We start from the raw sequence: 13,529 nt of genomic DNA, 5'->3' as shown, positions 1-13,529 counted from the left end.
GGTCCTCCTCGCGTGAGTCCAGTACAACCGGCATCGTATCGAGTGATCGGGATCGTGGTGCTGTGCGCCGGGGCCCGCACCCCCTACGGCAGCGCCGGAGGCGACTTCGCCGGGTTCTCCGTCAGCACCGCCAGCGCCATCCGGACCGCCTCGTCCAGTTGCGGATCGCGGCCGGCCGCGTGGTCCTGAGGGGACATCACCACCTCCACGTCGGGGTCCACTCCGTGGTTCTCCACGTCCCAGCCGTAACCCTCCAGCCAGAACGCGTACTTGGGCTGTGTCACCAGCGTGCCGTCCACCAGCGTGTACCGGCTGTCGATGCCCACCACGCCGCCCCAGGTCCGCGTGCCGACCACCGGGCCGATGCCCAGCGCCTTGATCGCCGCGTTGACGATGTCGCCGTCCGAACCGGAGAACTCGTTCGCCACCGCGACGACCGGGCCGCGCGGCGCGTCCTGCGGGTAACTGTGGGGCTGCATCCCGCGCGGCAGGTCCCATCCCACGATCCGGCGCGCCAGCTTCTCCACGACCAGCTGGGACGTATGCCCGCCGCGGTTCTCCCGTACGTCCACGACCAGGCCCTCGCGCGCCACCTCCACCCGCAGGTCCCGGTGGATCTGCGCCCAGCCCGGCGCCTGCATGTCGGGGACATGCAGATAGCCCAGCCGCCCGCCTGACTTCTCGTGCACGTACGAACGCCGGCCGGACACCCACGCGTGGTAGCGCAGCGGCTCCTCGTCGGCGAGCGGGACGACGACGGCGTGCCTCGGATCGCCGCCGCCCGCCGGGGAGACGGTCAGTTCGACCGGCTTGCCCGCCGCGCCCACCAGCAGCGGCCCCGGCCCGGCGATGGGGTCCACCGGGCGGCCGTCCACCGCGAGGATCGCGTCGCCCGCGCGCACCGCGACGCCCGGCGCGGCGAGGGGCGAGTGGGCCTTCGGGTCGGACGTCTCGGACGGCAGGACGCGGTCGATGCGCCACGCGCCGTCCGCCGCCCGGGAGATGTCCGCGCCCAGCAGCCCCTGCCGCGTCGAGCTGTGCCCGTACCCGCCGCGTGGTGTGACGTACGCGTGCGAGGTGCCGAGCTCGCCCTGCACCTCCCACAGCAGGTCCATCAGATCGTCGTGGGTGGCCACCCGCTCGAGCACCGGGCGGTAGCGGTCGAGTACGCCGTCCCAGTCGACGCCGCCGAGGTCCGCGCGCCAGAAGTTGTCGCGCATGAGCCGGCCGGCCTCGTCGTACATCTGCCGCCACTCGGCGGCCGGGTCGACTCTGGCGCGTACGCGCGCGAGGTCGACGGTGATGTTGGTGTCGCTGTCCTCGTCACGCGAGGCCCTGCGGTCGCTCGGCACCACCTTGAGCTTGCCGTCGGTGTACAGCAGCACCCGCTTTCCGTCGCCGCTGACCTGGAATCCCGTGGCGTCCGAGGAGAGTTCCTCGATCTGCTGCTGGACCAGGTCGTACCGCTCCAGCGTGGTCTTGGGCCCCGGGTCGTCGGGCGTGGCGCGGGTCGTGCCGAGGACGCCCCGCAGCGGATGGTGCAGCCACAGCAGCCCGTCCTTGGCGGCGCGCAGCGTGGAGTAGCGGGCCGCTTCGACCGGGAACGGCACTATCCGGTCGGCGAGCCCGTCGAGGTCGATACGGGTCACCGGCGCGCCGGTGTCCTCGCCGTCCTGCTGCCGCTGGTCCTTGTCCGCCTCGAAGGCCCGCCCGTGGCGCTGCGGTCCGAACGGCGACGGCGTCGCCGCCGCGAGTGTGATCAGGTGCGGGCGGCAGCCGCCGACGAAGGCGAGGTCGAAGACATGCGTGTCGTAGACCGGGTCGAAGGCGCGCTCGGAGAGGAACGCGAGGTGCTTGCCGTCGAGCGTGAAGGTGGGCTGGAAGTCGCAGAAGCGCAGCGGAGTGGCCTCGGACACCGACAGATCGGCGGTGCCCGCGAGCTTGAGCTGGCGCAGCGGGTCCGGCCCCGGGTGCGACCAGGCGAGCCAGCCGGAGTCCGGCGAGAAGGCGAGGCCGGTGGCGTCACCGTGCTCGCTGCGGTCGACCTCGCGGACCTCGCCCGACTCGCGTTCGACGAGCAGTACGCGGCCGTCGTGCGAGGCGACGGCTGCACGGCTGCCGTCGGGAGCTACGGCCAGGCCCAGGACCCGGCCGAGCCGTCCCGCGCCGAGCCTGCGCGGCGTCGCGCCGGGCGCCGTGCCGGTGGCCGGGGCGAATTCGAGGGCGTCGTCGCCCTCGGCGTCGGTGACCCAGACGACGTGCTCCTCGCCGTCGACCCGGAAGGTCCGGGGCAGCCTCGCCCGTACGCCGGGCTCCACGGCGAGCGCCCGCGCGGGCCCCTCCCGGTGGGTGACCCAGTGGACGCCGCCGCGGATCTCCACGGCGCTGCCGCGGCCCGTGTGGTCGGGCGTGGCGGTGCCCAGGTTGTGGTCGGCCTTGACGGGGCGGGGCCGAAGATCGGTGCGCTGGCCGCCGAGCCGGATGTCGAGCCGACGGGGCTCGGCGGCGTCGAGGTCGTCGAGGAGCCACAGTTCACCGGCCGAGGCATAGACGACTCGGCTGCCGTCGGTGGCCGCGTGGCGGGCATAGAAGCCGTCAACTCCGGTGTGCCGCCGCAGATCGGACCCGTCGGCCAGAGACGAGTACACCGCCCCCACGCCTTCGTGGTCGGAGAGGAAGGCGATCCGGTCGCCCGCCCACAGGGGGTACTCGATGTTCCCGTCGAGCTCCTCATGCAGGCGTACGAACTCCCCGTCGTCGGCCCGGTCGATCCACAACTTGCCCGCCGTACCGCCCCGGTAGCGCTTCCAGGCGGCGGCCTCACGCCCCATGGTGGCGGAGAGCAGAACGGTGTGCGGCCCGTACGCCACGTCGCCCACGGGCCCGTACGGCAGGACGGTGGCGAGTCCGCCGTCGAGCGGCACCGCTCGCGCCCAGCTGCGGCGCAGCGAGGCCTGTCCGTACGTACTGATCGCGAGGACCTCGCCGTCCGGGGTCCAGCCGCGGACGGATGTCCTTCCGCTGCCCCAGTATGTGAGGCGGTCCGCGGGTCCGCCGTCGATGGGCGCGAGATGCACCTCGGGCGCGCCGGCCAGCTGCGACGACCAGGCGATACGCGTGCCGTCGGGCGAGATCCTGGGATGGTTCACCGGGATGTTGTCGGCGCTGACGCGCCACGCCCGGCCGCCGTCGAGCGGGGCGACCCAGACGTCGTCCTCTGCGGTGAAGGCGATCAACTCGCCGTGGACATGCGGATACCGGAGGTAGGCAGGGTGCGTCACACAGTCACCCTAGGCAGGCGGCGGCCGCTCGGTCACGGCTTTGGGATCACTTGCGTGGCGGATCGGGCGTCGCGGTGACGGTCACGGTGACGGTGACGGTGGCCGTGGCACCCGGGGCCTCGCTCGGCGAGTGGCCCGGCGGCCGGGTGGGCGAACGGGTGGGCGCGCCGGAGCAGTTGCCGAGCACGGTCGCCCGGAAGACGACCTTGCGGTCGACCTTCGCGATCAGGTCGCCGCGTACGCACTTGCCCGAACGCTCCTCCGTCACCTTGCCCTTGAGCGTGATGTCCTGCTCCGAGTCGGTCTCGCCCTGGCAGTCGACGGTGGCGACGCCCGACGGGGAAGGAGATTTGGGCGATGCGGAACCGGCTTTGCCTTCGTCGATCCTCGCCGTACAGCTGAGCCAGCGCACATCGAAGCCGAGGCGTTCCAGCGTACTGGTCGTCGTCTTGTCGGTGGTGACGGCGACGGCGACGGAGCTCAGCCCGCCGGCCGCCGGCTCACAGGCGGTGACACCTGCAACTGCGGCCCCGGCAAGGCAGATTGCGGTGAGGGTGCGCGGGCAGCGTCTTCGTCTCATGGCCCCCATGAGTGGCAGCCTCCCACTGCGCCCCCGCCTGTGGTAGACCACTTGCCGCCACGCATCGAACCGGGGCGGAGCCCCGGACCCTCGCCCTACGCCTGGCGGGCGTGGGGGACCCCACGAGGCTGGATATTCGCCCGGCGCGCGTGGAGTTCCGGCCGGATGGGCGGAACTTTTGAGCCCGTCGTGAGCACCCGGACGAAGTCTGGGGGAGTTTGAGGACAACGCCCGGAGGGCGTACTGGGGGTCCCCCACGGTTACGGGATGGGGGTACCCGCAGGCGACCCCGTCAGGACCAGCGGCCCGTGCGCCCCAGCAGCAGCGCCGTCGCCGCCGTACCCGCCGTCGACGTCCGCAGCACGCTCCGCCCAAGCCGGTACGGCTTCGCACCCGCGTCGGCGAACGCCGTCAACTCCTCCAGGGACACGCCCCCTTCGGGCCCCACCACCAGCACGATCGACCCCTCGGCCGGCAGTTGCGCCGTGGCCAGCGGCTCTGCCCCCTCCTCGTGCAGGACCGCCGCGAAATCGGCTTTGGCGAGAAGTGCCGCAACCTGCTTGGTCGTTGCGGCGTCCGCGATCTCGGGGAAGCGGAGCCTGCGTGACTGCTTGCCCGCCTCGCGTGCCGTGGCCCGCCACTTGGCGAGCGCCTTGGCGCCCCGCTCGCCCTTCCACTGTGTGATGCAGCGCGCGGCCGCCCACGGCACGACCGCGTCCACGCCGGTCTCCGTCATGGTCTCGACGGCGAGTTCCCCGCGGTCACCCTTGGGCAGGGCCTGGACGACGGTGATACGGGGCGTCGGCTCGGGCTCCGTGGGGAATTCGAGCGGCTCGACGATCAGCCGGTCCTTGCCCTCGGTCCGCAGGACGACGCCCGCGGCACCGCGCCCGTGGCCGTCCGTGAGCACGATGTCCTCGCCGGACTGCAGTCGGCGTACGGAGACGGCGTGCCGACCCTCGGGCCCGTCCAGGGTGAGGACCGCACCCGGCCGTACGCCCTCAAGGGAGTCGACGACGAATACGGGCGCGGTCATCAGGAACGGCCCAGGGCCAGCGCGGCGCGCGCGGAGTCCAGTTCCGCGACGAGGACCTCGACCAGCCGGCCGGCGGGCAGATCGCGCGCCATCTTGTGGCCCTGCCCGGCCCAGAGCGCCATGCCCTGGGGGTCGCCCGCCTTGGTGGCGGCCTTGCGCAGAGGGCTCGTGAGGTGGTGGACCTGGGGGTAGGCGGCGGGGGCGTACCGGCCGTGCTCCCGCATGAAGCGGTTGACCAGACCGCGGGCGGGCCGCCCGGTGAAGGCGCGGGTGAGTTCCGTGCGTACGAACAGGGGGTTGGTCATGGCCTGCTTGTGCAGCGCGTTGGCACCGGACTCGGGGCAGACCATGAACGCCGTCCCGAGCTGCGCCGCCACCGCGCCGGCCGCGAGCGCGCCGGCGACCTGACCGCCGCGCATCAGGCCGCCCGTGGCGATGATCGGCAGCTGCACGGCCTCGCGGACCAGCCCGATGAGCGAGAGCAGCCCGATGCCCGAGCCGTCGGCCGCGGGGTCGTCGCGATGAGTGCCCTGGTGGCCGCCGGCCTCGATGCCCTGCACGCACACGGCATCCGCGCCTGCCCGCTGCGCGGCCTGCGCCTCTTCGGGCGTGGTGACGGTGACGACGGTGAAGGTCCCGGCCTTGGCGAAGGAGTCGAGCACCTCGCGGGTCGGACAGCCGAAGGTGAAGGAGACAACCGGAACCGGATCGTCGAGGAGGATGGCGAGCTTGGCCTCGTATCCGTCGTCGCTCCCCGAGTCGGGGTCGCCGAGCGGTGTCTCGTACCAGGCGGCCTCACCGGCGAGCTGATGCCGGTAGACCTCGACGGCCGCGGCGTCGGCGGTGTTGGCCTGCGGCATGAAGAGGTTCACGCCGAAGGGCCGCCCGGTGAGCCCGCGGACCTGTTTGACCTCTTGGTACATGCCGTCCGCGGTCTTGTACCCGGCAGCGAGGAACCCGAGCCCACCGGCGTCGGAGACGGCGGCGACGAGTTGTGGACAGGATGCGCCGCCCGCCATGGGGGCCTGCACGATCGGATAACGGCAAAGATCGGTCAGTGCGGAGGACATGAACGCATCGTGCCACGTCGCGTGCGCCCGGCCGAATCGAGTGCGGCGAGCGGCCCCCCGGCTTTCCGACGCCCCCGGTCGAGGGGCAACGGTGGGGTGGTGGGCACCGCGCTCCCAAGCCACGCCGTCCGCTCCCCGACGGCGGGACCCCCGGGACCCGGACCGCCTCCGCGGCCCACGGCCGCTGCCGCCGAGCGGCGCAGGCGCAGACGCGGGCCGGTCCTGACCGACCCGCACCCCGTACGGGCTACCGCCCGTTGAACGCGTCCTTCAGGCGGGAGAACAGGCCCTGCTGGCCCGGCTGGAACTGGCCGGTCGGCCGTTCCTCGCCGCGCAGCTTCGCCAGGTCCCGCATCAGCCGCTCCTGCTCCGCGTCCATCTTCGACGGGGTCATCACCTCGACGTGCACGATCAGGTCGCCGCGGCCGCCGCCCCGCAGGTGTGTGATGCCGCGCCCGTGCAGCGGGATCGACTGCCCCGACTGGGTGCCCGGGCGGATGTCGATCTCCTCGATGCCGTCCAGCGTTTCCAGCGGACACTTCGTGCCCAGCGCCGCCGCCGTCATCGGGATGGTGACCGTGCAGTGCAGATCGTCGCCGCGCCGCTGGAAGACCGGGTGCGCCAGCTCGTGGATCTCGACGTACAGATCACCCGCGGGACCGCCACCGGGGCCGACCTCGCCCTCACCGGCGAGCTGGATGCGCGTGCCGTTGTCGACGCCGGCCGGGATCTTCACCGTGAGCGTGCGACGGGACCGGATACGGCCGTCGCCGGCACACTCCGGGCAAGGCGTCGGCACGACCGTGCCGAAGCCCTGGCACTGCGGGCACGGCCTCGACGTCATGACCTGGCCCAGGAAGGACCGGGTCACCTGCGAGACCTCGCCGCGGCCGCGGCACATGTCGCAGGTCTGCGCCGAGGTGCCCGGCGCCGCGCCCTCACCGGAGCACGTCGTGCAGACGACCGCCGTGTCGACCTGAATGTCCTTGGTCGTACCGAAGGCCGCCTCGTTGAGGTCGATCTCCAGCCGGATCATCGCGTCCTGGCCGCGCCGCGTACGCGACCTCGGCCCGCGCTGCGACGCCGTCCCGAAGAACGCGTCCATGATGTCCGAGAAGTTCCCGAAGCCACCGGCTCCGAAGCCGCCCGCGCCCTGGCCCGCTTGCGACAGCGGATCCCCACCGAGGTCGTAGACCTGCTTCTTCTGCGGGTCCGACAGCACCTCGTAGGCGGCGTTGATCTCCTTGAAGCGCTCCTGCGTCTTCGGATCCGGATTCACATCCGGGTGGAGTTCGCGCGCAAGGCGGCGGAATGCCTTCTTGATCTCGTCCTGCGATGCGTCGCGGCGCACGCCGAGTACGGCGTAGTAGTCCGTGGCCACTTACGACTCCGCCAGGATCTGTCCGACGTAACGTGCCACTGCGCGTACCGCTCCCATCGTTCCGGGGTAGTCCATGCGGGTCGGTCCGACCACGCCGAGTTTGGCAACTGCCTCGTCGCCCGAACCGTAGCCGACCGCGACCACGGACGTGGAGTTGAGGCCCTCGTGGGCGTTCTCATGACCGATCCGTACCGTCATGCCCATGCCGCCCGATTCCTCGGCCTCGCCGAGCAGCTTGAGAAGCACCACATGCTCCTCGAGCGCCTCCAGCACCGGTCTGATCGTCAGCGGGAAGTCGTGCCCGAAGCGGGTCAGATTGGCGGTGCCGCCGATCACCAGCCGCTCCTCGGTCTCTTCGACCAGGGTCTCGAGCAGGATCGCCAGCACCGTGGAGACGGTGCCGCGGTCCTCCGGGTCGAAGGAGTCGGCCAGGTCCTGCACCAGCTGCGGCACATCCGCGAAGCGGCGCCCGACGACCCGGCTGTTGAGCCGGGCCCGCAGGTCCGCGAGCGATGTGTCACCGAACGGCGCAGGGCAGTCGATCATACGCTGCTCGACCCGTCCGGTGTCCGTGATCAGCACCAGCATCAGCCGGGCGGGCGCGAGGGAGAGGAGTTCCACGTGCCGGACGGTGGACCGGGTCAGCGAGGGGTACTGGACGACGGCGACCTGCCGGGTCAGCTGCGCCAGCAGCCGTACCGTGCGGCCCACGACGTCGTCGAGGTCGACGGCGCCGTCCAGGAAGTTCTGGATGGCACGGCGCTCGGGCGACGACAGCGGCTTGACACCGGCCAGTTTGTCGACGAAGAGCCGGTAGCCCTTGTCCGTCGGGATTCGGCCGGCGCTGGTGTGCGGCTGGGCGATGAACCCCTCCTCCTCCAGCACCGCCATGTCGTTGCGGACAGTGGCCGGTGAGACGCCGAGCTTGTGACGCTCGGTGAGCGCCTTGGAACCGACGGGCTCCTCGGTGCCGACATAGTCCTGGACGATTGCGCGCAGCACCTCGAGTCTGCGTTCACTGAGCACCGCGCACACCTCCAGCTGTGGTCTCTTGCGCCTGCTTGGCACTCGATGCATACGAGTGCCAGCCTTTCAGGTGCCAGTGTACGGCCGTGGGGTACGCCCCTAGCAAGGGCGGCCGACGACCGTACCGTGCGACATCGCTGGTCGTTGCCTATAGCGTCCCGGTATGGACGTCCGTTGGGAAGAGTTCGGCTGGGAGGGTCTGGCCGAGGGGGTGGGCCGCCGGCGGATGCCGGTCTGGGACGCGACTGTCGGTCTGATAGCCGGTGAGCGCGGTGTCCTCATGTACGACACGGGCTCCACGCTCCGCGAGGGCGCCGAGCTCCGCACCCAGGCGCAGGCACTGCTGGGCCGCCGGGTGACGCATATCGCACTGAGCCACCCCCATTTCGACCATGTGCTGGGGACGGCGGCGTTCGCGGGGGCGGAGGTGTACGGCGCGGTGGGTGTGGCAGACCTGATGCGGCGGGAGAGGGAAGAGATCCGCGGCTCGGCGGTACGCGAAGGGGTGGCCGCCGACGACGCGGCCCAGGCGGCCGACCTGCTGGTGGTGCCGCAGCACATGGTGTGCGGGGAGTGGACGCTGGAGCTGGGCGGCCGTCAGGTGCTGCTGGCGAATGTGGGCCCGGGGCATTCCGGCCACGATCTGGCGGTCCTGGTGCCGGGCAGCCCGGAGGTGGTGTTCTGCGGCGACCTGGTGGAGGAGTCGGGCGAACCGCAGGCGGGCCCGGACGCGATCCCGTCCCGCTGGCCGGCCGCGCTGGACCGGCTGCTGTCCCTGGGCGGCGAGGACGCGGTGTACGTGCCGGGGCACGGGGCGGTGGTCGACGCGGCGTTCGTACGCGCCCAACGCGACGCGCTGGCGGCGCGCTTCGGGGTGTCGTAGCGTCTGCCGAATGCGCAGCTACAGCCCCGATCTGACGCCACCTTGGAAGAAGCAGCAGCCGGCTCCCGAGGTCCCCGCCGACCCGGACCTGGTCGTGGAGGAGGTGGGTACGGGCTTCTGCGGCGCGGTGATCCACTGCGAGGCGGGGACGGTGACCCTGGAGGACCGCTTCGGCAAGCACCGGGTGTTCCCGCTGGCCCCGCGGGGCTTCCTGCTGGAAGGCCGCGTGGTCACCCTGGTCCGCCCGGCGTCTTCGTCCCCGGCCCGCCCGGCCCGTACGGCCTCGGGCTCCCTCGCGGTCCCCGGCGCCCGCGCACGGGTCGCCCGCGCCGGGCGCATCTACGTGGAGGGCCGCCACGACGCCGAACTCGTCGAGCGGGTCTGGGGCGACGACCTGCGGATCGAGGGGGTGGTGGTGGAGTACCTGGAGGGCATCGACGACCTCCCCGCGATCGTCACCGGCTTCGCCCCAGGTCCGGACGCGCGCCTCGGGGTCCTGGTGGACCACCTGGTCCCCGGCTCGAAGGAGTCGCGCATCGCGTCCGAGATCTCCAGCGCCCACGCCCTGGTGGTGGGCCACCCGTACATCGACGTGTGGGAGGCGGTGAAGCCGTCCTCGGTGGGCATCCGCGCCTGGCCGACGGTCCCGCGCGGCCAGGACTGGAAGACGGGCGTCTGCCGTGCGCTGGGCTGGCCGGACAACAACACGGGGGCGGCGTGGCAGCGGATCCTGTCGGGGGTGCGGTCTTACAGAGACCTGGAGCCGGAGCTGCTGGGGCGGGTGGAGGAGCTGATCGACTTCGTGACGACGCCAGGGGGGTGACCCGGGGTTTCTTCCCAGGCCCCCGCAGGGCTCACCCGTCAGTCCACCAGGTCCCGCACCACCGCGTCCGCCAGCAGCCTCCCCCGCAGCGTAAGAACCGCCCGCCCCTCGGCGTAAGCCCCACGCTCCAGCAGCCCGTCCGACACCGCCCGCCCCGCCGCCGCGAGGCCCGCCGGGTGCAGCAGTGACAGTTCGCAGCCCTCCCGCAGGCGCAGTTCCAGCAGGACGCGCTCCACCCGGCGGTCCTCCGGGGGTAGCAGCTCGCGCCCGGCGCCCGGTGACCGCCCCTCCGCGAGCGCCGCCGCGTACGCGCCCGGGTGCTTCACGTTCCACCAGCGCACTCCGCCCACGTGGCTGTGCGCGCCCGGACCCGCGCCCCACCAGTCCGCACCGCGCCAGTACAGCTCGTTGTGCAGGCACCGGCCGGCCGCCGTGGTCGCCCAGTTGGAGACCTCGTACCAGTCGAAGCCCGCCTCCCGCAGCACCGAGTCCGCGATCAGGTAGCGATCCGCGTGGACGTCGTCGTCGGTCATCGGCACCTCGCCCCGGCGGATGCGCCGGGCCAGCTGCGTGCCCTCCTCCACGATCAGCGCGTACGCCGAGATGTGATCGGGTCCCGCGGACACCGCCGCCGCCAGCGACGCACGCCAGTCGTCGTCGCTCTCCCCCGGCGTGCCGTAGATCAGGTCGAGGTTCACATGGCCGAAGCCCGCCTCCCGCGCCTCCGCGACGCACGCCTCCGGCCGGCCCGGCGTATGTGTGCGGTCCAGCACCTTCAGTACGTGCTGCCGCGCGCTCTGCATCCCGAAGGAGATCCGGTTGAAGCCCCCGGCGCGCAGCTGGGCGAGATACTCCGGATCCACCGACTCCGGATTCGCCTCGGTGGTGATCTCCGCGTCGTCCGCGAGCCCGAATTCGTTCCGTACGGCATCCAGCATCCGTACGAGATCCCCCGCGGCCAGCAGCGTCGGCGTACCGCCCCCGACGAACACCGTCCGCACCTGCCGGGGGTCGTCGCCCAGCACCTTGCGGGCCAGCCGGATCTCCTCCGCGACCATCTCGGCGTAGTTGTCGCGGGAGGCCAGCACGCCGCCCGAGCCGCGCAGCTCGGTGGCCGTGTAGGTATTGAAGTCGCAGTAGCCGCAGCGCGTCGCGCAGTACGGCACATGCAGGTAAAGGGCGAGCGGCCGGTCCTCGGCTCCCTGGAGCGCGGACGCGGGCAGCGCCCCGTCCTCGGGCATGGGCTCACCATCGGGCAGTACGGAAGGCATGCCACCCATTGTCCGTCACCTCGTCCAGCGCCCCGAACGGCTACTGCGCCTGGAGCACCAGCAGCGCCAGATCGTCCCCCGGCGGCGTCTCCCCGAACTCGTACACCGCCTGCCTGATCCGCTCCGCGACCCCCTGCGCGGTGAGCCCGGCGCACCCCGCGAGCACCCGCTCGAGCCCGTCGCTGTCGTCGAACATCCGCGGCCCGGAGCGCCGCTCGGTGACCCCGTCCGTGACGCAGAGCAATGTGTCGCCGGGCTCCAGATCGAAGGTCTGGCTCTGGTACGCCACGTCGTCGATGACCCCGAGCAGCACCTGCGGATGGGCCGCCGTAAGCACCCGGCCGTCGGGGCGCAGCAGCAGCGGCAGCGGATGACCCGCGCTCGCCAGGGTGCATCGCACGCCGCCCTGCGGAGAGCGCACCAGCTCGCCGTAGAGCAGGGACAGGAAACGCGCCTGCGGCCCCTCCGGCACGTCCTGCCCGCCCGCCGCGGCGACCATGAGGGCGGCGGCCTCGGCCGCTTCCATCGCGTCGTCGAGCAGCAGGCCGTTCAGCCGGTCGAGCACCTCGCCCACCTGGTATCCCTCGCGGGCGAGGAGCCGCAGCCACGGGCGGGCGAGGCCGGTGACGACGGCGGCCTCGGGCCCGCTGCCCTGGACGTCGCCGAGCATGAAGCACCAGCGGCCGCCGGAGCCGGCCGGGAAGATGTCGTAGAAGTCGCCGCCCGCGACGCCGTCGTCACTCGGCTCGTAGACCAGGAACCGGTCGACGCCAGGGATCTCGCCGACCTTGCCGGGGAGCAGCCCGCGCTGGAGGACCTTGCTGATGGTGGCCTGCCGGGTGTACTGCCGGGCCGCGCTGATCGCCAGGGCGACCCGTCGCGCGAAGTCCTCGATCAGTGCGGTCACTTCGTCGGGTACGCGCGCCAGTCCCTGCCGTGCCACGAGCAGCGTGCCGAGGCCCCGTCCGCCCGCGACGAGCCGGAAGGCGACCGCCGAGCCCTCCCCCGCGCCGGGCTCGCCGTCGCGGGGCCAGGGGATCGGCACAGGACCGTTGCCCGGGGTGTCGGGCAGCAGTGGCGGCTCCTTTTCCAGGGCCTCGCGCAGCTTCTCCATACGGGACTCGTCGCCGTGCCAGACGCGGGCGAGCCGCGGCGCAAGCCCCGCCGCACGGCTGGTACCCCAGCCCGAGCGCCCGCTCTCGCCGTCCAGCCAGATGGCGCACCAGTCGGCGAGCCGCGGGACCAGCAGCTGTGCGGCGAGCGCGGCGACCATGTCCTCATCGAGCTGTCCGGCGAGCAGGTCGGAGGCTTCGGCGAGGAAGGAGAGCGCTCCGCGGCTCACCCAATCCTGGTCCTCACGGACGGTGCGCCGCGGCGCGGGGGCGAGGATCTCGGCGGCGCGCAGCCCGCGCTGCAGCGCGGGTTCGGCGCCGGGCAGGGGGCAGGTGTCCCAGCCGTCGACGGGGAGCCTGGCCCAGACGGTCTTGAGGGCCGCGAGATAGGTGATGCCCCAGCGCTCGGCGAGCGCGCCGACGAGGTGGAGGCCGCGGCCGTACTCGGGGGTGCCGGAGCGGTCCGCGTCGTGCGGTTCGTTGCGTACGGCCCTCACCGGGTGGTGGTCCGAGACCTCGATCACCAGCGCGGCGGGTTCGCTGTCGGCCGACTCCTCGAGGCGGCAGAGGAGTTCGACGGTGGTGCCCGCGTGTACGACGGCGTTGGTGACGAGTTCGTTGACGATCAGGACGGCGTCGTCCGCGAGCCGGTCCGTGCTGTGATTTCCCGGCGGGCAGCCGGCGGTCCCTCCGCTTCCCCGGCAGAAGGCGCAGGTGGCGAGCAGCCCGAGGTTGGTCCAGTCGGCGAGGGCGGCGCGCACGAAACGGCGCGCGGCGGACGGCGCGAGCGGGTTGCCGGGCAGGCTGGTGCGGGAAATCGACCGCGCGTCGTCCCGTAGTGGATACAACGGCGTTGCGCGTTGGCCGGTGTCGCGCTGCATCGGAATGGGCCCCACAGTGCGGCTCCTGGTCGGTTCTGGCAATGCGCCGCTTATGACACCGACAGAGTGACAGACTGAGCCTGCCCATAAGCGTCGAGTCACCGAAGTGGGCGGGAATGAACAAAGATATTGCGTTGTCACCCCCGCAGCCGGCCTCCCGGCTGCCGGCCCAGCCGCCCCCGGAC

General features: G+C 72.3%; 10 protein-coding genes. 2 read left to right on the top strand and 8 right to left on the bottom strand.

Going from position 1 to position 13,529, the window contains the following annotated elements; translation table 11 throughout:
• Positions 1 to 83: 83 nt before the first annotated feature.
• The 6 genes from J7E87_RS20110 to hrcA all read right to left on the bottom strand — a co-directional run bounded on the left by J7E87_RS20110 (position 84) and on the right by hrcA (position 8,374).
• On the bottom strand, positions 84 to 3,281 hold the full coding sequence (locus J7E87_RS20110; protein ID WP_215095856.1) for a S41 family peptidase: 3,198 nt from the start codon (positions 3,279 to 3,281) through the stop codon (positions 84 to 86).
• A gap of 46 nt (positions 3,282 to 3,327) precedes the next feature.
• Positions 3,328 to 3,861 (bottom strand): hypothetical protein, encoded by a 534-nt coding sequence (locus tag J7E87_RS20105; protein ID WP_215095855.1) that lies wholly within the window; start codon positions 3,859 to 3,861, stop codon positions 3,328 to 3,330.
• 292 nt (positions 3,862 to 4,153) lie between these two features.
• Positions 4,154 to 4,897: a 16S rRNA (uracil(1498)-N(3))-methyltransferase gene (locus J7E87_RS20100; RefSeq protein WP_215095854.1), complete on the bottom strand. Its 744-nt coding sequence runs from the start codon at positions 4,895 to 4,897 to the stop codon at positions 4,154 to 4,156.
• Positions 4,897 to 5,967: a nitronate monooxygenase gene (locus tag J7E87_RS20095; protein ID WP_215095853.1), complete on the bottom strand. Its 1,071-nt coding sequence runs from the start codon at positions 5,965 to 5,967 to the stop codon at positions 4,897 to 4,899. Before J7E87_RS20095 ends, J7E87_RS20100 begins: the two co-directional genes overlap by 1 nt.
• Before the next feature lie 247 nt (positions 5,968 to 6,214).
• A complete protein-coding gene (gene dnaJ / locus J7E87_RS20090; protein WP_215095852.1) occupies positions 6,215 to 7,348 on the bottom strand; it encodes a molecular chaperone DnaJ in 1,134 nt (377 codons plus the stop codon).
• Positions 7,349 to 8,374 carry a heat-inducible transcriptional repressor HrcA gene (gene hrcA / locus J7E87_RS20085; RefSeq protein WP_215095851.1) on the bottom strand — a complete coding sequence of 342 codons (1,026 nt, stop codon included), beginning with the start codon at positions 8,372 to 8,374 and terminating at the stop codon, positions 7,349 to 7,351. It abuts the gene before it with no gap.
• Positions 8,375 to 8,537: 163 nt separating this feature from the next.
• On the opposite strand from hrcA, the gene J7E87_RS20080 reads away from it, so the two are divergent.
• Both J7E87_RS20080 and J7E87_RS20075 read left to right on the top strand, forming a co-directional pair.
• Entirely contained in the window at positions 8,538 to 9,257 is a 720-nt protein-coding gene (locus J7E87_RS20080; RefSeq protein ID WP_215095850.1) for an MBL fold metallo-hydrolase, read from the top strand.
• Between the two features lie 10 nt (positions 9,258 to 9,267).
• Entirely contained in the window at positions 9,268 to 10,080 is an 813-nt protein-coding gene (locus J7E87_RS20075; protein WP_215095849.1) for a DUF3097 domain-containing protein, read from the top strand.
• Between the two features lie 38 nt (positions 10,081 to 10,118).
• Here J7E87_RS20075 and hemW read toward each other — a convergent pair whose 3' ends face one another.
• Both hemW and J7E87_RS20065 read right to left on the bottom strand, forming a co-directional pair.
• Positions 10,119 to 11,351 (bottom strand): radical SAM family heme chaperone HemW, encoded by a 1,233-nt coding sequence (gene hemW, locus J7E87_RS20070; protein ID WP_215095848.1) that lies wholly within the window; start codon positions 11,349 to 11,351, stop codon positions 10,119 to 10,121.
• 40 nt (positions 11,352 to 11,391) lie between these two features.
• The gene (locus J7E87_RS20065) at positions 11,392 to 13,344 is read right to left on the bottom strand and encodes a SpoIIE family protein phosphatase (RefSeq protein WP_215096043.1); all 1,953 of its coding nucleotides are present in this window, start codon (positions 13,342 to 13,344) and stop codon (positions 11,392 to 11,394) included.
• Between the last annotated feature and the right edge of the window lie 185 nt (positions 13,345 to 13,529).

The sequence above is a fragment of the Streptomyces sp. ISL-1 genome, assembly GCF_018614585.1.
GTDB classification, from domain to species: domain Bacteria; phylum Actinomycetota; class Actinomycetes; order Streptomycetales; family Streptomycetaceae; genus Streptomyces; species Streptomyces maoxianensis.
Note: the sequence above shows the minus strand (reverse complement) of the source record. Positions and strands in the feature narration are given on the sequence as shown.

Bases quoted from the DNA above. Each gene is read 5' to 3' on its own strand.
- J7E87_RS20105 (WP_215095855.1), bottom strand. From the start codon at position 3,861: ATGAGACGAAGACGCTGCCCGCGCACCCTCACCGCAATCTGCCTTGCC.
- J7E87_RS20100 (WP_215095854.1), bottom strand. From the start codon at position 4,897: ATGACCGCGCCCGTATTCGTCGTCGACTCCCTTGAGGGCGTACGGCCG.
- J7E87_RS20095 (WP_215095853.1), bottom strand. From the start codon at position 5,967: ATGTCCTCCGCACTGACCGATCTTTGCCGTTATCCGATCGTGCAGGCC.
- J7E87_RS20080 (WP_215095850.1), top strand. From the start codon at position 8,538: ATGGACGTCCGTTGGGAAGAGTTCGGCTGGGAGGGTCTGGCCGAGGGG.
- J7E87_RS20075 (WP_215095849.1), top strand. From the start codon at position 9,268: ATGCGCAGCTACAGCCCCGATCTGACGCCACCTTGGAAGAAGCAGCAG.
- hemW (WP_215095848.1), bottom strand. From the start codon at position 11,351: ATGCCTTCCGTACTGCCCGATGGTGAGCCCATGCCCGAGGACGGGGCG.
- J7E87_RS20065 (WP_215096043.1), bottom strand. From the start codon at position 13,344: ATGCAGCGCGACACCGGCCAACGCGCAACGCCGTTGTATCCACTACGG.